Source organism: Tritonibacter scottomollicae, assembly GCF_003003215.1.
Lineage (GTDB): Bacteria > Pseudomonadota > Alphaproteobacteria > Rhodobacterales > Rhodobacteraceae > Epibacterium > Epibacterium scottomollicae.
In genome coordinates this window covers 143048-162122 of the sequence record NZ_PVUF01000008.1, presented here as the reverse complement: position 1 = coordinate 162122, position 19075 = coordinate 143048, and the positions used below count along the sequence as shown (strand labels likewise).

19 protein-coding genes are annotated in these 19075 nt (G+C 63.0%); 4 read left to right on the top strand and 15 right to left on the bottom strand.

Annotated features, from left to right (window positions below):
• Positions 1-60: 60 nt before the first annotated feature.
• Positions 61-741, bottom strand: a complete 681-nt coding sequence (locus CLV89_RS13995; RefSeq protein ID WP_106164311.1) for an SGNH/GDSL hydrolase family protein — start codon at positions 739-741, stop codon at positions 61-63.
• 152 nt (positions 742-893) lie between these two features.
• Positions 894-2591, bottom strand: a complete 1698-nt coding sequence (locus CLV89_RS13990; RefSeq protein WP_106164272.1) for an acyl-CoA dehydrogenase family protein — start codon at positions 2589-2591, stop codon at positions 894-896.
• Positions 2592-2739: 148 nt separating this feature from the next.
• Here CLV89_RS13990 and CLV89_RS13985 point away from each other — a divergent pair, with 148 nt between their 5' ends.
• From CLV89_RS13985 to dgt, 3 genes are all read left to right on the top strand, one after another.
• Positions 2740-3507, top strand: a complete 768-nt coding sequence (locus CLV89_RS13985) for a sulfite exporter TauE/SafE family protein (protein WP_106164310.1) — start codon at positions 2740-2742, stop codon at positions 3505-3507.
• 4 nt (positions 3508-3511) lie between these two features.
• On the top strand, positions 3512-4435 hold the full coding sequence (locus tag CLV89_RS13980; protein ID WP_106164271.1) for a cation diffusion facilitator family transporter: 924 nt from the start codon (positions 3512-3514) through the stop codon (positions 4433-4435).
• Between the two features lie 239 nt (positions 4436-4674).
• Entirely contained in the window at positions 4675-6042 is a 1368-nt protein-coding gene (gene dgt / locus CLV89_RS13975) for a dGTP triphosphohydrolase (protein WP_106164270.1), read from the top strand.
• Positions 6043-6282: 240 nt separating this feature from the next.
• Here the strand turns inward: dgt and CLV89_RS13970 are convergent, their stop codons facing one another.
• From CLV89_RS13970 to folK, 13 genes are all read right to left on the bottom strand, one after another.
• Positions 6283-8166 (bottom strand): PhoX family protein, encoded by a 1884-nt coding sequence (locus CLV89_RS13970; protein ID WP_106164269.1) that lies wholly within the window; start codon positions 8164-8166, stop codon positions 6283-6285.
• A 159-nt stretch (positions 8167-8325) separates the two neighbouring features.
• Entirely contained in the window at positions 8326-9051 is a 726-nt protein-coding gene (recO, locus tag CLV89_RS13965; protein WP_106164268.1) for a DNA repair protein RecO, read from the bottom strand.
• Between the two features lie 3 nt (positions 9052-9054).
• Positions 9055-9384, bottom strand: coding sequence for a DUF1491 family protein (locus CLV89_RS13960; RefSeq protein ID WP_106164267.1), 330 nt, complete (start codon positions 9382-9384; stop codon positions 9055-9057).
• 208 nt (positions 9385-9592) lie between these two features.
• On the bottom strand, positions 9593-10498 hold the full coding sequence (gene era / locus CLV89_RS13955; protein ID WP_106164266.1) for a GTPase Era: 906 nt from the start codon (positions 10496-10498) through the stop codon (positions 9593-9595).
• Positions 10495-11181 (bottom strand): ribonuclease III, encoded by a 687-nt coding sequence (gene rnc / locus CLV89_RS13950; RefSeq protein WP_106164265.1) that lies wholly within the window; start codon positions 11179-11181, stop codon positions 10495-10497. The genes era and rnc overlap by 4 nt, the downstream gene beginning before the upstream one ends.
• Positions 11182-11462: 281 nt before the next feature.
• Positions 11463-12299 (bottom strand): signal peptidase I, encoded by an 837-nt coding sequence (lepB, locus tag CLV89_RS13945; RefSeq protein WP_106164264.1) that lies wholly within the window; start codon positions 12297-12299, stop codon positions 11463-11465.
• 203 nt (positions 12300-12502) lie between these two features.
• The gene (gene acpS, locus CLV89_RS13940; RefSeq protein ID WP_106164263.1) at positions 12503-12916 is read right to left on the bottom strand and encodes a holo-ACP synthase; all 414 of its coding nucleotides are present in this window, start codon (positions 12914-12916) and stop codon (positions 12503-12505) included.
• 19 nt (positions 12917-12935) lie between these two features.
• Positions 12936-13373 (bottom strand): ABZJ_00895 family protein, encoded by a 438-nt coding sequence (locus tag CLV89_RS13935; protein ID WP_106164262.1) that lies wholly within the window; start codon positions 13371-13373, stop codon positions 12936-12938.
• Positions 13370-14128 (bottom strand): pyridoxine 5'-phosphate synthase, encoded by a 759-nt coding sequence (locus tag CLV89_RS13930; RefSeq protein WP_106164261.1) that lies wholly within the window; start codon positions 14126-14128, stop codon positions 13370-13372. Before CLV89_RS13930 ends, CLV89_RS13935 begins: the two co-directional genes overlap by 4 nt.
• 178 nt (positions 14129-14306) lie before the next feature.
• Entirely contained in the window at positions 14307-15011 is a 705-nt protein-coding gene (locus CLV89_RS13925) for a DUF2062 domain-containing protein (protein WP_106164260.1), read from the bottom strand.
• Positions 15012-15042: 31 nt separating this feature from the next.
• Positions 15043-17175: a RelA/SpoT family protein gene (locus tag CLV89_RS13920; RefSeq protein ID WP_106164259.1), complete on the bottom strand. Its 2133-nt coding sequence runs from the start codon at positions 17173-17175 to the stop codon at positions 15043-15045.
• A gap of 36 nt (positions 17176-17211) precedes the next feature.
• Complete coding sequence (gene rpoZ, locus CLV89_RS13915; RefSeq protein ID WP_106164258.1) at positions 17212-17565, bottom strand: DNA-directed RNA polymerase subunit omega; 354 nt, start codon at positions 17563-17565, stop codon at positions 17212-17214.
• Positions 17566-17675: 110 nt separating this feature from the next.
• Entirely contained in the window at positions 17676-18245 is a 570-nt protein-coding gene (gene folK / locus CLV89_RS13910) for a 2-amino-4-hydroxy-6-hydroxymethyldihydropteridine diphosphokinase (RefSeq protein ID WP_106164257.1), read from the bottom strand.
• Between the two features lie 136 nt (positions 18246-18381).
• Here folK and CLV89_RS13905 point away from each other — a divergent pair, with 136 nt between their 5' ends.
• On the top strand, positions 18382-18954 hold the full coding sequence (locus CLV89_RS13905; protein WP_106164256.1) for a LabA-like NYN domain-containing protein: 573 nt from the start codon (positions 18382-18384) through the stop codon (positions 18952-18954).
• The last annotated feature ends 121 nt before the right edge of the window (positions 18955-19075 follow it).

Here is a 19075-nt window from a genome sequence, read left to right as displayed (position 1 = left end):
GTGCGGGGGTTTTCTGTTGCAGGCGTTCAGTGCGACCGATCTCTACTCGTCAGCCTGAGGTCAGTTCTGCTGCCGGATGACGGTTGCCACCATGCCACCAATGACCCTGCTGCCCTTGATCGACGGGTGCATCCGGTCCGCGGCATGAAAGCTGAGGTCGCCATGCGGCACCAACCCGGCAGCCGGCAGAAAGGTCACCCCGTCGTCCCGCGCCGCCAGTTGGGTCAGCCGGGCATCCAGAATGTCGCCCTCGTCCCGGCACGACTCGATCGGTGAGGAGCGTCCGGGACTGCGCAGATACCCCAGCACGATAACCTTCGCACCCGCCGCACGAATGCGGGCCACCAACTCTGGCAGGGCGCCCTGCGCGCCATCGTCCGAGATCAGCTTGTCCAGCTTGCGGTCGCAGACCGCACAGCCGCACCCCAAGAGCAGGTCGTTGCCACCGCCGTTCAGGATCACCCAATCCCAGGGACCGGCGCGGTATTGCTTGGGGATCGACAGCCCCGCCGCGCCACTGATGGGCAGCCTGTAAATCATCCGCGCGCCCGTCACCGAACGGTCGATGACCGGCTCCTGTAACTCGGATGCGACCACATCGGGGATCGACTGGCCGCTGAGGCCGTTCCACGCCATCATCGAATCGCCCATGGCGAGGATCCGGGCGTCTCGCCCCACGAGGCTGTCGCCGCAGGCAGTAAGGAAGAGCAGGCCAAGGAGCAGGAAAGGAATACGGATCATAGTCACCTGCATAGCATGAGCCCCGCCAATTGGCAGATGATAAAGTCGCAAAGGGCAGCGCCTGCCCCTGGGTGGGGGCGAAGCGCCCTCCCGGGGGGAGGGTCGGGCGCTGTCCGGCCTGCAGGCCGAACGCATGGTCTCTCAAATGGGCGTTACGCCAGCAGCCGCCGCGCGATAACCTGCGCCTGGATCTCCGCCGCACCTTCAAAGATGTTCAGAATGCGCGCATCACACAGCACCCGCGAAATCTTGTATTCCAGCGCAAACCCGTTGCCGCCGTGGATCTGCAAGCCATTGTCCGCTGCAGCCCAAGCCACCCGCGCGCCCAGCAGTTTTGCCATCCCGGCCTCCAGATCGCAGCGGTGGCCATTGTCCTTTTCCCATGCGGAGAAATAGGTCAGCTGCCGCGCCACCATTACCTCGACCGCCATCATCGCCAGCTTCGATGACACCCTCGGGAAATTGATCAGCGCCTTGCCGAATTGCTTGCGGTCCTGCGCGTATTGCATGGAGATATCGAGCGCCGATTGCGCCACCCCGATGGCCCGCGCCGCGGTCTGGATGCGAGCGCTCTCAAACGTCTCCATCAACTGCTTGAAGCCCTTGCCCTCCTCGCCACCCAGAAGGTTTTCGCCCTTCACGTGAAAGCTATCGAAGGCCAGTTCGTATTCCTTCATGCCGCGATAACCCAAGACCTCGATCTCGCCGCCGGTCATGCCGTCGGTCGGGAACGGGTTCTCATCCGTGCCCGGCACCTTCTCCGCCAGGAACATCGACAGGCCGCGATGGTCCGTGGTCTCCGGGTTGGTGCGCGCCAGAAGCGTCATCACATGGGTGCGCGCCGCATGGGTGATCCAGGTCTTGTTGCCGGTAACTGTGTAGTCGCCGTTGTCCCCCTTGACCGCCCGCGTCCGCAGCGCGCCAAGGTCGGAGCCGGTGTTGGGCTCGGTGAACACCGCCGTCGGCAGGATCTCCGCGCTGGCGATCCTCGGCAGCCAGTTGGCTTTTTGGTCGTCGGTGCCCCCCGCCAGGATCAGCTCGGCGGCAATCTCGGAGCGGGTGCCAAGGCTGCCGACGCCGATATAGCCGCGCGACAACTCCTCGGAGACCACGCACATGGACGCCTTCGACAGGCCAAAGCCGCCAAACTCCTCCGGGATGGTCAGGCCAAAGACCCCCATCTCCGCCAGCTCCTCGATCACCTCGATCGGGATCAACTCGTCCTTGAGGTGCCAGTCATGGGCAAAGGGCTCGACCTTTTCCTGCGCGTAGCGGCGGAATTGGTCGCGGATCATCTCCAGTTCCTCGTCGAGACCGGAGGTGCCGAACATGGTGCTGCCGGACTGCTGCTCCATCAGCTCGACCAGCCGCACCCGCGCGGCCTGGGTGTTGCCGGACTGCGTCAACGCCATCACCGCCGGGGCCATCAGCGCACGTTGATCGTCCTGGCCGAGGCCAAGGTCCTGCAGGCGCAGCACCTCGCCCTGGTTCATCTGGATGCCGCCGTAGATCTGCCAGAGGTATTCGCCAAAGGCGATCTGGTGGATCAGCTGCTCCATCTCGCCCAGCTTACCCGCGCCCGAGAGCGCCTCGGCCCAGCGGTGCATCTGGCGCAGCGCATAGACATAGGTGGCCAGCCAGGCCAGCCCATGCGCGGCATATTGGTTCTGCTCGACCAAAGCGCCCGAGACCCGATCCCCGTCGCTGACCGTCGCACGCACCCGGGCTGTAGCGATCTCCAGCAGCTCATCCAGTGGCGTCAGAGCGTCTCGTGTCAGCCCCAGCAAATCCGGCAGCAATGGCGCGCTTGGGTTCATGTCCTGTCCGTCCATTTGTCCGTCATGGGGCATCGGTCACATCCTCTTCAGGTCTGGCTCGGTGATAGGCTACTTTGCAGGCGCAGCGCAACAATAAATCCGAAATGATCCACCATTCATTCATTAATTACCCTTTCGTTTTTGCAGTGCAGCGCCCTCCGGATGTGCTATGCGCAAGTTTATGATGGATCTTTTTCCCTTTCTCGCGCCGGCCGGATTCGTGCTGGCCTTTGCCGTGGCGCTAGTCGCAGGCACCATCAAGGGCATTGTCGGCTTTGCCATGCCGATGATCATGGTCTCGGGACTGAGCTCGATCATGGCACCGGATCTGGCATTGGCCGGGCTGATCCTGCCGACGCTGGTGACCAACGGGTTTCAGGCAATGCGGCAGGGCCCTCGCGCGGCCTGGCAGTCGATGAAGCGCTTTCGCGCTTTCCTGCTGGTGGGAGGCGTCTTCCTCATGTTGAGCGCGCAGCTGGTGCGGGTCTTGCCGGCGCAGGTGATGCTCCTGATCATCGGCGGGCCGATCACACTCTTTGCCGTGACCCAGCTGATGGGCAAGCATCTGGTGTTGCACGCCCCCTCGCGCCGGATGGAAGTCGGCATCGGTGCCTTTGCAGGCTTCATCGGCGGCTTTTCCGGCATCTGGGGGCCGCCCACGGTGGCCTATCTGACCGCACTTGGGACTGAAAAACGCGAACAGATGCGCATCCAGGGGGTGATCTACGGGCTGGGCGCGGTGGTGCTGTTTTTTGCACATGTCGGCTCCGGTGTGATGCGCAGTGAAACGCTGCCATTCTCGGTCCTGATGATCCTGCCGGCACTGTTTGGCATGTGGCTGGGTGGACGATTGCAGGACAAGATCGACCAGAAGACCTTTCGCCGGGCGACCCTGTTTGTGCTGCTGATCGCGGGGCTGAACCTCATGCGCCGCGCGCTGGTGGGCTGAGCCGATGTCACTGGATCTCAGCACTCGCCTTTCAGCCAGTCAGATCGCCGGTGGCACAATTGTCGTGTCGCTGCTGGTCCTGGCGCTAAAGCTCGGCGCCTGGGCACTGACCGACTCCGTCGCCCTGTTCTCCGACGCGATGGAAAGCCTGGTGAACGTTTCGGCCGCAGTGTTGGCGTGGTTCGCCATCCGCTACGCCGAACGCCCGGCGGACGACGGCCATCCGTTCGGACATCACAAGGCCGAATACTTCTCTGCGGTGATCGAAGGCATTATGATCATTCTCGCCGCCGCACTGATCGTCCATCAGGCGATCTCTGCGTTGACCTCGGGCGCCATGGCAAACCTGACGCCCGTCGCCCTGGTCGTCAATGCGGCTGCTCTCGCGATCAACCTCCTCTGGGCGCAGATCTTGCTGCGCTCAGGTCTACGCCTGAAATCACCCGCCTTCGAGGCCGGCGGACGCCACCTGATGAGCGACGTCTGGACTTCGGCCGGGGTGATGGGCGGGCTGATACTGGTGCTGGTCACCGGCTGGACGGTTCTGGATCCGATCCTGGCGCTGCTTGTTGCGGTGAACATCCTGCGCGAGGGGCTGCATGTGGTCTCCGACTCCGTGGACGGTCTGATGGACAAGGCCGCATCTGACGAGGAACAGGACAAGATCCGTGCTGTAATCCTCGGCTCTGGCGGCGGCGCACTGCAGATCCACGACATCAAGACCCGCCGCGCGGGTAAGGCGATTTTTGTGGAGTTCCACATGGTCGTCGACGGCGCAATGACGGTGGCGCAGAGCCATGACATCTGTGACCGGCTGGAACACGAGATCGAGGCCACCTTGCCCGGTGTGCATGTCACCATCCATGTGGAGCCCGACCACAAGCTGGAAGACAGCGGGCTGGAACCGACGCCCCCTGCCCCCCGCTGACAGCCTACCCCTGCAGGAGGGTTTGCGCTGCGCTCCGCGCATCGCGCGGGGGCGGGGGCCGCGCCTTCGGCGCGGCCCCCGCCCGGCCCAACTGCCATGTGGCAGCCGACCGAAAGGTCGGGTGAGCATGGCGGGCGGGAGCACCACCTTGCGACGACACCATACGGACAGGTTGCAATTCCGGAGCCGAGAGGCTTTTTAGGCCAAAGCCCACCAACTGGCACAGGAGAGAGCACCCGATGGACTGGACCCAGCTGCTGAACCCGGGACGCCTGTGCCGCCCCGACTACGCCGACAAACCGGATCGCCCGGCCTATCTGCAGGACTACGACCGCATCCTGTTCTCGGAACCGTTCCGCCGCCTCGCGCAGAAGACGCAAGTTCACCCGCTCTATGACCACGATCATGTGCACCATCGAATGATCCACTCGATGGAGACCTCCTCGGTAGGCCGGTCGCTGGGAATCCAGGTCGGGCAAGCGCTGGTCAAGGACGGGCGCCTGCAGGAGGGGCTGCAGCATGTGATCGCAGGCACCGTGCAGGCCGGTTGTCTGGTGCATGATATCGGAAACCCGCCGTTTGGTCACTCCGGCGAGGCGAGCATCGGCGCATGGTTTGCCCAGAAGTTTGCCGCCGACGCGGGCAAGCGCAGCGGCATCGCCGGAGGGATCCCCCCGGAACGTCGTGCCGAGTTTACCGCCTTTGAAGGCAACGCACAGGGCTTTCGCATCGTGTCCCGGCTGGAGATGGCGCGGCGCGAGGGCGGCATGCGCCTGTCCTATGCCACCCTTGGTGCATTTGCCAAATACCCCTGCACCGCCGCCTCAGCAGCAGACGCAGGGCACTCTTACGTTGGCCTGAAGAAATTCGGTACCTTCGCAAGCGACGAAGACCTCTTTGCCGAAGCCGCCACCGCCCTTGGCCTGCCCGAGGAGCGCACGGCCGCAGGACATCGCTGGTGGCGCCGCCATCCGTTGGCCTTCCTCGTCGAGGCGGCGGATGACATCTGCTACCGCATTCTGGACCTCGAGGATGCCGCTACCGTGGGCGACCTCGACAGCGCCGTTGTGTCGGAGATTCTCGAAGAGATCACCGGCAAGCCCAACCGCGCACCCGATCCCGGCATGACGCTCAGCGACCGCACAGGGATGCTGCGTGCCATGGCCATCGGCGCTGCCATCGACAGTGCGGTGACGGCGTTCCTCGACCACTACGATGACATCATGGCGGGCACGTTCAATGACGGGCTGATGGAAGTTTCCTCAAAGGCCTCCGCCTTCAAACGTCTCAAGGAGATCTCCAACGCCCGCATCTTCACCGCCCAGCGCAAAACCGAGTTGGAGGTGGTGGGACGCAAGGTGCTGTTCACCATCCTTGACGAGTTCCATGACCTGTTCATCGCCTTGAAGGACTGCAACTGGGACGCGGAGCAGCTGCTGCAGGAGCATGGCTACTGGACACAACTGGTACGCGCCGTGGATCTGGATCTGCGCGGTATCGAGGACGACTATACCGCGGCCCATGCGCTGACCGATTTTGTCTCCGGCATGACAGACCGCTACGCCCTGCGGGTGCGGGACATGATCACCGGGCAGGTGCCCAGCTAGGAGCACCGTTACGGGCGCTGTCCACGCGCATCACAGGACAGCGCCCAGGCGATAAGACAGCCCTTCTGACCCAATGTTTCGCGCGCGAAACAATAGGGCAGTATGCGCGACTTATCATTTTGTTTTCGTTAAACATTCCAAACACATTCCGAACATTGCGCCCGGTGCAACGGCAACAACTGCACGGCAAAAAGCCCCCTCCGTTCGGAGAGGGCTTTCCACAGATCTTCGGCCTATGACTTAGCCGAAAGCGGCGCCGTCTTCGCGCCAGACGGTGACCACGGCAGAGCGTGGCTTGCCGTTGCCATCGGGCCATGCGCCACCCGGATGCTGCACGCCGACGAAGGCGACTGTCTTGTCCAGCGACCAGCACAGGCCGGTGACCTCGGCGCCGTTCGGCACGGTCATGAAGCGGGCGATCTCACCCGATTCCGGGTCGCCGACCAGCATCTGGTTGTTGCCCTGACCGGCAAATTCACCCTCATTGCTGTCGTCGCCATCGGTCTGGATCCACAGCATCCCGTCGGAGGAGAAGGCCATGCCGTCGGGCGAGTTGAACATGTTGCCCGGGTTGACGTTCTCAGACCCGGCATAGGCGTTGTTGTAGACCGTCGGGTTGCCCGCCATCACGTAGAGATCCCAGGTGAAGGCATCACCGGCGTGATTGTCGTCCGCCGGGGTCCAGCGCACGATTTGACCATAGTTGTTGGTCTCACGCGGGTTCGGCGCGTTGACCGAGGTGTCGTCGCCACCAGCATTGGGTTTCACGCCACGGTTCTTGTTGTTGGTCAGCGCGCAGTAGCCTTCCGCCTTCAGCGGGTTGCAGGCCACCCACTCGGGGCGGTCCATGGTGGTGCCACCCACGGCAGAGGCCGCCATACGGGTGAAGCAGAGGATCTCTGCCGCGTCCATGCCGGTGGTCTCGGGCGTCAGGGCGAGCCATACGCCGGTCATGTCGTCGTTGAACTTCGCCACATAAAGCATGCCGTCGTCCAGCAGATCATCGGTGGCCTCCCCTTCGGCCCAGGTGTTGGCGGAGACGTATTTATAGAGGTACTCACCGCGCTCATCATCGCCCATATAGACCACGATATGGCCATCGGCGGCGTGCACCATCTCGGCGTTTTCATGCTTGAACCGGCCCAGGGCTGTGCGCTTCACCGGGGTAGAGGTCGCATCCGCCGGGTTGATCTCGGTGATGAAGCCGTGGCGATGCGGCTCGTTCGGCTCTTTCGACAGATCATAACGCTCATCGAATTTCTCATAGGCGTAGCGGCCCGCGCCGCCGATGCCGTAGCGGATGTAGCCCTCCCCCTCGGGCATCTCGCCGGTGGCACCGAAATAGCCGTTGAAGTTCTCTTCGCAGGTCAGATAGGTGCCCCAGAGCGTCTTGCCGGAGCCGCAGTTGTTCATGGTGCCCTTGACGGTGCGCCCTTCTGGATCGGCCTTGGTCTTGACCAGATCGTGACCGGCCAGCGGACCTGCGAGGGTCATCTCGGTCTCATGGGTGATGCGGCGGTTCAACGGGCTGTCTTTCACCACGGCGTAGCCACTTTTGCCCTTGGCGATTTCCATCACGGTGACGCCCTGCAGGTTTTTCAGCAGGGTCACCTCGTCGGCAGTCTGCGGCACCCCATCAGAGGCGGCGGGCAGGTTGATCTTCGGGTTCACATACTCAGAGTTCACCGCGATGACCTCGCGGCCCTCGATCTCGAACAGCTCCATGCCGTCGGTGTTCTCGCCAAAGACCTTGTCGGACATCTCGACCGAAACGCCGTCCTCAGCGGAATAGGCGCCCTCGGCTTCGGACCAGAGCGCATCGCCCCAGCGCACCAGAACCTGGCTCTTGTAGCCGGCGGGCACATGCACGGCGTGGTCGGTGGCAATGCCGATGGGGTCAAACGCGAATGTGGCGCCACCGGCGGCGCGCGATGCGGTGGTGGAGGACATCAGCCCGGTGCCGAAAACCGCCGCGCCGGAGCCAAACGCCAGCGCACCGCCAAGGAACCCGCGACGCGACACCGCGCGTTCGACCACGGCGTCGAACTGGTTTTCATCGGGACGGGGATCGCGATACTCGTCAAAGTCGTCCCAAGAAAGATCGATGAGGGTCTTATCAACCATTTTAGTGCGCTCCTCGCTGTCAAATTGGCTGGGATACGACCCCTTCTGCACGGGCCGAACCGCAAGGGCGTTCTTCCCCTCAAGATGTATCATGCGTGTGACGTCGGTGGCCGGGTCTTCGCAGTGTCGCAAGAGGCGGCGGTTTTCTGCGCGTGCCGCCTAGAGCCGCCGCGCCAAAACATCGAGAAACCGCCCTCGCGCCTCGGGCACGGGCCGGTTGCCCAGTGCCGGGGCCAGTTTTGATTCGAAGAAAAATCCAGTGGTTCTGAGGCCGGTGAGGACTTCGATATCCTCTGCCGCGCCCTGCCCCAGCATCACCGGCGGCAATTGCAGCAACCGGTCCGCCCACTCTCCGGCCCCGTCCTGAGTCACCGCACGGCCGGTTTTCGGCGATACATAACTCAGCCCCTCGGTTGCACCCGTCACGGCACAGGCCGACAGGTCGAGCCCGTAGCCCAGCTCCTCCAGCAGCGCCATTTCCCAGCGCAGATAGGCCAGCGGCCAGAGGTCGTCATTGTCCAGCAGGTCCAGCAGCGCCTCGCTGCGACGGTACAGCCCCGGATGGGGTTCCCGGTCCGGCAGGGCAAAGGCCAGCAGAGCGCAGACCGCGTTGAGCCCGGCGAGCGCCAGCCGACCGGAGAGCGCCGCCGCTGCCCGGCTGCGCAGCGGTTCTGCCTTGAAGGTGCCAAGGTGATCCTCCAGCCGCGCAGACCAAGCCAGATCCAGCTGTGCGCCCGGTTGCAGCATCGGCGCCATGCGACGGCTGGCGCCCCCGCGCACGAGGCCGGCATGGCGGCCGTGGTGTTCCGTGAAGACCTCGATCAGGGCGGAGGATTCGCCGTGGCGACGTACCGTCAGCAGAATGCCCTGATCGCGCCAGTCCATTGCTTACTCCAGACCGGGTTCATCAAGCAGGTGGCGACCCGCGCGGTCCTCCACCTCGATCACCCAGAGGTCGCTGTCGAACTGGCGCTGCCTGGCGATAGCGGCTTCGGCTTCGGCATCCTCGCCTGCAGTGAGTTCGACCCATTTGCGGTCTCCGGTCATCAGGTCAAACGATCGCTGATAGACCCGGGCCTGCCCGTCGAGCGTGTTGAGCTTGACCAGCACCGCACCGGCGGTGTCGTCGCCATGGGCCGTGACAAAGGCCGGAATGTCCTGAAACCGCAGGCGGGCCAGATAGGCGTCGACCCAGAAACGGGCGGTGAGGCGGGTCATGAGCGCTCCTGCTGCAGTGGCGGCCTGCGTGGACGCCTCCGACCGTATTTAGGGAAAGATGGCGGCGCGGCGCAAGGGGCGCGGAGGCTCCGCCGGAGGCAACGGGAGAAGCCTCCGGCGGGGATATTTTCGAGAAGATGAAAGGCTTTTCGCGCCTGCGCCGGGCTGCGGGATTGCAGCCCGGCAGTCAGGTTGCGTCAGGGCGGGGTCAGTTGCCGTCCTTGAACTCCAGGCCCATTTCCGAATAGCGCTCGGATTCCTCGAGCCAGTTGGGCCGCACCTTGATCTGCAGAAACAGGTGGATCTTGCGGTCGAGGAATTCCTCCAGCTCGGCGCGGGCGGCCTGCCCCACCGCCTTGATGGTCTCGCCGCGCTTGCCGAGCACGATGCCCTTGTGACCGTCGCGCACCACATAGACGATCTGGTCGATGCGGGCGGAGCCATCCTTGCGCTCTTCCCATTTCTCGGTCTCGACGGTGAGCTGATAAGGCAGTTCCTGATGCAGCCGCAGGGTCAGTTTCTCGCGGGTCATCTCGGCAGCGATCATGCGCAGCGGCAGGTCGGCAATCTGATCCTCGGGGTAGAGCCAGGGTCCTTCGGGGACTTCCTGGGCCAACCATTTGCGCAGATCCTCGGTGCCATAGCCCTTTTCCGCGGAGATCATGAAGGTCTCGGCAAAGGCAAAGCGGTCGTTGAGATCCTTGGTCAGACCCAGCAGCACGTCCGACTGCACCCGGTCGATCTTGTTGATCGCCAGCGCCACGCGGCGGCCCTCTCCCACTTCGGCGAGGTTCTCCAGGATGCGCTCGACGCCTTCGGTAACGCCGCGATGGGCCTCGATGAGCAGCACGATCACATCGGCATCCGCAGCCCCGCCCCAGGCGGCGGCGACCATGGCGCGGTCAAGGCGGCGGCGCGGCTGGAACAGGCCCGGCGTGTCGACAAACACCAGCTGGCTGTCGCCTTCCATGGCCACGCCCCGGATGCGGGCGCGGGTGGTCTGCACCTTGTGGGTGACGATGGAGACCTTGGCCCCCACCATGCGGTTGAGAAGCGTGGACTTGCCCGCATTGGGCTCGCCGATCAGGGCGATGAAGCCCGCGCGTGTACTCATGACTTTTGCTCCAGCTTGGTCAGCAGCGCCTTGGCTGCCGCCTGTTCCGCCAGCCGTTTCGATCCGGCGGTGGCCTGTTCCTCGGTGCCGTCCTGCAGACGGGCGGCAATGGTAAAGACGGGTTCGTGATCGGGCCCGCTGCGCGCAACCAGCACATAGGCGGGGGGCGGCTGTCGGCGGGCCTGGACATATTCCTGCAGCGAGGTCTTGGGGTCGCGGGCGTCTTCGTCCACGGTGCCGACGCGCTTGCCCCAGAGCCTCAGGATCACCGCTTGTGCTGCCTCAAAGCCCGCGTCCTTGTAGACGGCGGCGATCACCGCCTCCATCGCATCGCCCAGCAGCGCCTGTTTGCGCCGCCCGCCCGAGAGCATCTCGGAACGGCCCAGTTTCAGCACCGCACCGATGTCGATCTCGCGGGCCACATCGGCGCAGGCTTCCTTGCGCACCAAGGCGTTGAAACGGGGCGCCAGCTGGCCTTCGGTTGCCTGCCGGTCATGATCCAGCAATGCCGTGGCCATCACCAGACCCAGCACCCGGTCGCCCAGAAACTCCAGCCGTTGATTGTCCTGCCGGTTCGGCGATGAGACAGACGGATGGGTCAGTGCCCGGATCAGCAGTTCGGGGTCGGCGAAATCATGGCCGAGCCGCTCCTGAAAGGCATGGATATCCTTGGATAGCTTCACGTGTGGTCCTCAAACTCTGGGGGCAGCGGCTGCCCCGACGGGATCGTTCCTTATCCCAGCGCCGCAGAATAGGAAAGCGCCCCCGGCGGGCTGTTTCCCTGCTTTTGATGACAAACAGGCCCCGCGATGTCCGACAGTCGCATATGCGGGTCCCGTTTGACTAGCATGACGCGCGGCCAGGACAAAGCGACATCGCCGAGGCGCCGCTGGGACGGCCCCGAACGGCACGAGGCCGCGGAGATACACCGCGGCCTCGTCGAAGTGGTCAGATCTCAGTGTGCTCAGTTGACGGCCTTGAAGAACCGGTCACTGCGCCACGTCCAGAAAAACAGCATCGACCGCCCGGCGGAGGAGAACATGATACGGTCCGCACGACCGATCAGGTTTTCAAAGGGCACATAGCCGACGCCGCCCACGGCCTGTGGCACGCGGCTGTCGGTGGAGTTGTCACGGTTGTCACCCATGAAGAAGAAATGCCCCTCGGGCACATGGTAGACTTTGGTGTGGTCGCTGGACTGATTGCCGATATTGATGATCGCGTGGGAAGTGCCGCCCGGCAGCGTTTCGATCTGGCGGGACTTCTTGCAGACGCCGCCCTGCCCCACCGGATCGTTCTCGCAGCGCGGGAAATTGCCCTGCGGGCCCTGACGCTCCATCGCTTCCTCAAAGTCGCCATCGTCCATCAGCCCGACAGCGGCGCCGTTAATGTGCAGCACGCCGTCCTTCATCTGCAGCTTGTCACCGGGAAGGCCGACGAGGCGCTTGATGTAGTCGGTGCGGTTCACCGGATGGCGGAAGACCACCACATCACCGCGCTCCGGCTCGCCGCCAAGGATACGGCTGTTGTCACCATCAAGGAAGCCACAGATATCCTGCGCGTCGATATTGAGGCCGACCGCCCCGAGACGGATCGAGGGGCAGGAGGCGTAGGAATAGCCATAGGCCATCTTGTTCACGAACAGAAAATCGCCAACCAGCAGCGTTTCCTTCATCGAGCCGGAGGGAATCCAGAAGGGTTGAAAGAACAGGGTGCGGAAGACACCGGCAATCAACAGCGCGTAGACAATTGTCTTGATCGTCTCGAGGATTGAATTCCCGGCAGTGGTTTTCGACGCCATCAGGCTCTCCGGTCTTTTGTGGGCGGGTCGGGGCGTACATGCGGGCAGGCCCGGCGCAAGTCAAGCGATGCCGTCGGGACGGGCCAGATGTGGCTCAGCTGTGGGCACTCTGCCGCAGGTATTGCGGCTTGCCTGCGCGTTGGCCCGCCGCGCGCCTTCGCGGTCAACGGGGATGAAACCGAGGCGGAGGTGCGAGCGGGCGCTCACTCCGAGGCCGCGACCACCAGACGGGCCTCAATCAGGACAAAGGCCTGTGCCCAGGGGTGATCATCAGTCAGCGTGACGTGGATGATCGCCTCATGTCCCGCCGGGGTCAGCGCAGCCAGACGATCTGCCGCCCAGCCGGTCACATGCATCACCGGCTGCCCGGTCGAGAGGTTGGAAACCGCCATGTCTTTCCAGGCGATCCCCATGCGCAGGCCGGTGCCCAAGGCCTTTGAGCAGGCTTCCTTGGCAGCCCAGCGTTTGGCGTAGGTGCCCGCAACATCGCGCCGTCGTTCGGATTTTGCCTGTTCTACATCGGTAAAGACCCGATTGCGGAACCGATCCCCGAAACGGTCCAGCGTGCGCTGAATGCGGTCGATGTTTGCCAGATCGGTGCCGATTCCCAAGATCATCCTCGCCACCAACCGGGCCTCAGCCCCGGCCCTCCTGGCGGTCACGGGTCCGCAGCACGGATTTGGCACCGCTGGCCAGAAAGAACCGAACCAACAAGAACGACATAACCGCCTGGAACAGAAGCGCCCCGGCCACGAACAGGGCACCATAGGGTTGCGACACCATGTACTGCAGCTCGGGAAGCGCCAGACTGAAGGCGACAGCAGAGAGCAGGATCAGCCCCAGAATGACAACCGAGGCGCGGCGGGCAAAACCCCACATCTCAGATGTGTCAGGCATACGGTTCTCGGCTTTGGCAAAAGCCTGCCCCTCGACCATCGAGGCCCCCATGGCCGGGATCAACGCCATACCGGCATTGGTGATGTCGAAATCGGCAAGGATCTGCACCAGAGCGCTGACGATGATAATCGCAACGATGATCGCAAGATAAACCAGGGTGAAGCGGCGCAGCTTCATGCGACATCTCCGCGACGGGCCGCATCCATCAGGCGGCGCATTTCCTGCACGGCCGGGGTGAGGCCGCGAAACACCGCCTCGCCGATTAGGAAATGGCCGATGTTCAGCTCAACCACCTCGGGGAAGGCGGCGACGGGCGCGACCGTTTCATAGGTCAGACCATGGCCCGCGTGCACCTCGAGCCCCAGCGAATGAGCAAAGGTGGCCATGTCGCGCAGCCGCTCCAGCTCCGCGTCGCGGGCGGCGAAATCCCCCTCGGCGTGGTGGTCGCAATAGGCCCCGGTGTGCAGCTCGATCACCTCGGCACCGATGCGATGGGCAGCCTCGATCTGGGCCGGGTCGGCGGCGATGAAGATCGACACCCGGCAGCCCGCATCGCGCAGGGGGGCGATGAAATGGGCCAGCTTGTTTTCTTCACGGGCGACTTCCAGCCCCCCTTCGGTGGTGCGTTCCTCGCGCTTTTCCGGCACGATGCAAACCGCGTGGGGTTTGTGACGCAGGGCGATCTTCTGCATCTCATCCGTCGCGGCCATCTCGAAATTGAGCGGTACGGTCAGGGCGGCCATCAACCCGTCGATATCGCCGTCGGTGATGTGGCGGCGGTCTTCGCGCAGATGGGCGGTGATGCCGTCGGCGCCTGCTTCCTCGGCCAGTTTCGCGGCACGGATCGGGTCCGGATAGGCCCCACCACGCGCGTTGCGGACGGTGGCCACGTGATCGATATTCACGCCAAGGCGCAAGTCATTCTGGGACATGAGACGGTCTCTTTGTCATTGGAGGTCTTTTGCCCGAGAGCCTAGCTGGCAGGTTCGCAGAGGCAAGGACCAACGCCCCGAGTGATACAATTCTTCGCACGGCGTCGGACTCCCCCTCACCCTGATCGGTGGTCTCGTGTGGCCAACGAGACAGGCCCTATCGCCACCCTGGACAGGTTTATTCAGGTCGCCCGACCTTGGGGTTGCGGCCAGGCGGAGGGGTCCCGCTTGGCGCATGGGGGCTGTTCACGGCCTCCAGCTCGGCACGCTTCTTGATCGCGTCGAACTTGGCCTTGATCTTGCGGCGACGACGCAACTGATAGGTCCGGATCACCGGAACGGACAGGATGTAGCCCACGGTCGCGACAATGACCCCGGGCAGCAGCCCGCCAATCATATAGGGATAAAACACCTCATCATAGAAGATCACCAGCCCGGTCCAATCCGTCGGCGTGCCGGTCGCATAGGCGTAGACGTTGTACCAAAGGTCCCATCCAGCGGCGAGAAACTTGTCCGTCAGCGTCGCGTCCACCTCGGCCACCGGCTGGCTGCCCAGCAACCAATGCCCGGTCTGCAGAGAGATCACGCCGATCGGCACATAGGTCAGCGGATTGCCGAAAAAGGTCGCCGACAGTGCCGCAAGAAGATTGCCATTCATCACCCGCGCGATGAGGGCAGCCACGAAAAAATGCACACCATAAAAGGGCGTAAAGGTGGTAAAGAGCCCGGCCCAGATGCCGCGCGCGATACGCTCCGGGTTGTCCGGAAGACGGCGCACCCGGTGTTTGACATAAAGAAACGCCCTGCCCCAGCCTCCGCGAGGCCAGAGAAACTCCGCAACCGCCCTGAGCGGCGGGCGTCTGTCTCGGCGCCTGAATACCAAAGGATCATCCCTATTCTTCGTACGGAAGAGGCTAGATCGTACGGTGTTGCGCTCCAGGCCGCTCCCGGTAGCGCGCGACCGCGGCGACGTGGCTCTCTGCTTCCAGCGTCAGTATCAACGAATGCAGCTGCTCCACATCACGCAATTCCACATTGATCATCAAGCGGTAAAAGTCTGGTTTCCGATCCTTGAATTCAAGGTTGGAAATATTCGCCTTCTTCTCGCCAATCAACGTGCAGATCCGCCCCAAAACGCCGGCGTCATTGCCGATCGTCAGTTCCAGGGTCACACTGTAGACTGCCGGATGGGTGCCGGAGTGCCAGTGCACGTCGACCCAGCGGTCCATCTGGTCCTCGAACTCGCCCAAGCGGTCGCAATCTGCGGTGTGCACAACCACACCGTGACCCCGCGAGGTGATGCCGATGATACGTTCGCCGGGCAATGGTTCGCAACAGGCGGCGCGCTCGAACTTCTGCCCCGGCTCCAGGCCGATCACTGCGCGGCGTGGCGATACTTCGTCGCCGTCCTTGGCGGTCAGCTCCGGATAAACGGCCTGAACAACATCATGGGCGGTGATCACCGCGGCCCCGAGCCGGGCCAGCAGCTCGGTCACATCGCTGACACGCAAGGCGCGGGCGGCGGTTTCCAGCGCTTTGTCGGTGGCTTTCTTGTTCACATGCTCAAAGGCGGAGCGTGCAAGTTCGTGGCCCAGTTTCACAAAACGTTCGCGGTCTGCCTCGCGCAGGGCGCGGCGAATGGCGGTGCGCGCTTTGCCGGTGGTGGCGATCTCCAGCCAGCTCACCTGCGGGGTCTGACCCTCGGCGGTGATCACCTCGACCGACTGACCATTGCGCAGCCGGGTCCAGAGCGGCACCCGGATGCCGTCCACCTTGCCGCCAACACAGGCATGGCCGATGCGGGTGTGGATGGCATAGGCAAAATCGATCGGCGTGGCGCCCTTGGGCAGCTTGATCACATCGCCCTTGGGCGTGAAGCAGAACACCTGGTCCGAATACATCTCCAGCTTGACCGCTTCGAGGAATTCGTCGTGGTCATCCTCGCCGTCAAACTGCTCGGTCAGCGAGGCGATCCATTTGGCCGGATCCACGGCAAAGGGGTTCTCGGTGCGCACACCATCGCGATAGGACCAATGCGCCGCGACGCCCGACTCGGCGACGTCATGCATCTGGCGGGTGCGGATCTGCACCTCCACCCGTTTGCCGTCACGCCCCGACACGGTGGTGTGGATCGAGCGGTAGCCGTTGGATTTCGGCTGGCTGATATAATCCTTGAACCGCCCCGGCACCGCACGCCAGCGCTGGTGGATGGTGCCCAGCGTGCGATAGCAGTCTTCTTCGGTGCGGGTGATGACGCGAAAGCCGTAGATGTCGGACAGGCGCGAGAACCCCTGATCCTTTTCCTGCATCTTGCGCCAGATCGAATAGGGTTTCTTGGCGCGGCCAAAAACCTCGGCCTCGATGCCGGCCTTTTCCAACTCGCCGCGCATGTCGCCGGTGATGCGGTGAATCACGTCGCCGGTTTCGCGCTGCAAGGTGACAAAGCGGCGGATGATCGACTGGCGCCCCTCCGGGTTCAGCACCTTGAAGGCCAGATCTTCCAGCTCCTCGCGCATCCACTGCATCCCCATGCGCCCGGCCAGCGGCGCGTAGATGTCCATGGTTTCGCGCGCCTTCTGGGCCTGTTTCTCGGGCCGCATGGCGCGGATAGTGCGCATATTGTGCAGACGGTCGGCCAGCTTGACCAGAATCACCCGCAGGTCCTTCGACATCGCCATGAACAGCTTGCGGAAGTTTTCCGCCTGCTTGGTCTCGCGAGAGGACAGCTGCAGGTTGGTCAGCTTGGTGACCCCATCGACCAGCATCGCCACCTCCTCGCCGAAACGCGCGGCGACCACTTCGTAAGAGGCCTTGGTGTCTTCGATGGTGTCGTGCAGGAGGGCAGTGATTATCGTCGCATCATCCAGCCGCTGTTCCGTGAGGATGGCGGCGACGGCAACGGGGTGGGTGAAATAGGCCTCACCCGAATGACGAAACTGGCCGCCGTGCATCTCCTCGCCAAAGGCGTAGGCATCACGCAGCCGTGCTTCATTTGTCTTGGGGTTGTAGTCGCGGACCAGGGAAATCAGGTCATCAGCAGATGTCATTGCCGGTCCGCAACCTCTCTTTTCATGCAGCCTGGATCAGCCTTGACCCTGGGCCTCCATCAGGGCGCGCAGGAGCTTCTCTTCGCTCATGTCGTCTTCCTGAGGCTTGTCGGCTTCGCCACCCATCAGCAGCGCCATGGAATCTTCTTCCGGCTCGTCGACCTCGATCTGAGACTGGTTGCTCTCGATCAGGCGTTCGCGCAGGGCGTCGGCGCTCTGGGTTTCATCGGCGATCTCACGCAGGGACACGACCGGGTTCTTGTCGTTGTCGCGGTCAACGGTGAGTTCGGAGCCAGCAGAGATCTCGCGCGCACGATGTGCGGCCAGCATCACCAGCTCAAATCGGTTGGGAACTTTGTCAACGCAGTCTTCAACCGTCACGCGGGCCATGGGCGACTCTCCAATATAGTTCTGGGTCCAGAGAGAGTGCTTCTAGGATGAATCACGGGACTTGACAAGTCGAGACATATCACAATCGCAGGAAAACCCCTGCAACCGCTTTACAGAGCCGCAACCTCGGCCCGGTCCGTGGCCGGACATGTGGCCAGCATCTGCCCGACGCTCAGCCCGAGAGCCGGGTGAACCCAGTCGCGCGCCACATCCGCCAGCGGCACCAATACAAAGGCACGGTCCTGGATGCGCGGATGCGGTAGAATCAACTGATCCGGACTGTCCTTGCGCTGTCGCTCGGCTGGCAGGGTTTGCCAATACTCAAAGGTTTCCCGATCAGGACGCACCTGCTGATCGACCGCCAGCAGATCGAGATCAAGCGTCCTCATGCCCCAACGCTCCGTGCGGGTGCGTCGAAAGTGAGCCTCGATACGGTGCAGCGCAGCCAGCGCATCACTGGCAGAAAGATCGCCAGTCAGGACCACAGCCGCGTTCACATAGTCCGGCCCGGCCCCTGCCGGAAAGCAAGGCGTGGCAAAAAACCGTGAAATCGCCGAGAGCTCAAACCCTTCTTTACGAAACTCGGTCAAGCATGTTTGCATGGTCGCGAGGGGGGTCGTCCCCTCGTTTTCCAGATTGCTTCCGAGCGCAACGAGAAAGGTTGACCGATTTTCGGTCATGCTTGACCCCAATTCCCAAAGACCTGACACTTGCGGGGAGTGCCAAATAAACTAGATTAAGTCCACCCGCGGATCCGGACATTTATTAAACTCACTCACGGAATTCGGTCCCCGCGACACCAGAAGGACACATTTAATGTTTTACAAGGACGAACGGCTTGCGCTGTTCATAGATGGCTCGAATTTATATGCCTCCGCCAAGGCATTGGGATTTGACATCGACTACAAGCTTCTGCGCCAGGAATTTATGCGGCGCGGCAAACTTGTACGGGCTTTCTATTACACAGCGCTGCTGGAAAACGACGAATACTCGCCCATCAGGCCATTGGTGGACTGGCTGCACTATAATGGCTTCAGCATGGTGACCAAGCCTGCCAAGGAGTACACGGACAGCATGGGTCGCCGGAAGGTGAAAGGGAACATGGATATCGAACTTGCTGTCGATGCCATGGAGCTTGCACCGCGCGTGGATCATATCGTGCTATTTTCGGGAGACGGTGACTTCCGCCCTCTGATCGCCAGCCTGCAACGTCAGGGCGTCCGCGTGTCGGTTGTCTCGACGATCCGCAGCCAGCCTCCGATGATCTCCGACGAACTGCGCCGTCAGGCCGACAACTTCATCGAACTCGAAGAACTGCGCGACGTCATCGGGCGGCCACCGCGCGACGTCCCGAGCGAACCGCGCACGCCGCCTGCCGAGACCGACTGACGCCAAAACACTCAGGCAACCACTCACGATAGGACCACCCGGTGTGACATAGGCGCCGGGTGGTTTCTTTTGCGCACCACTGTTCGCCCAGCACTGGACCTCGGGCGGTACAGGCCTTACC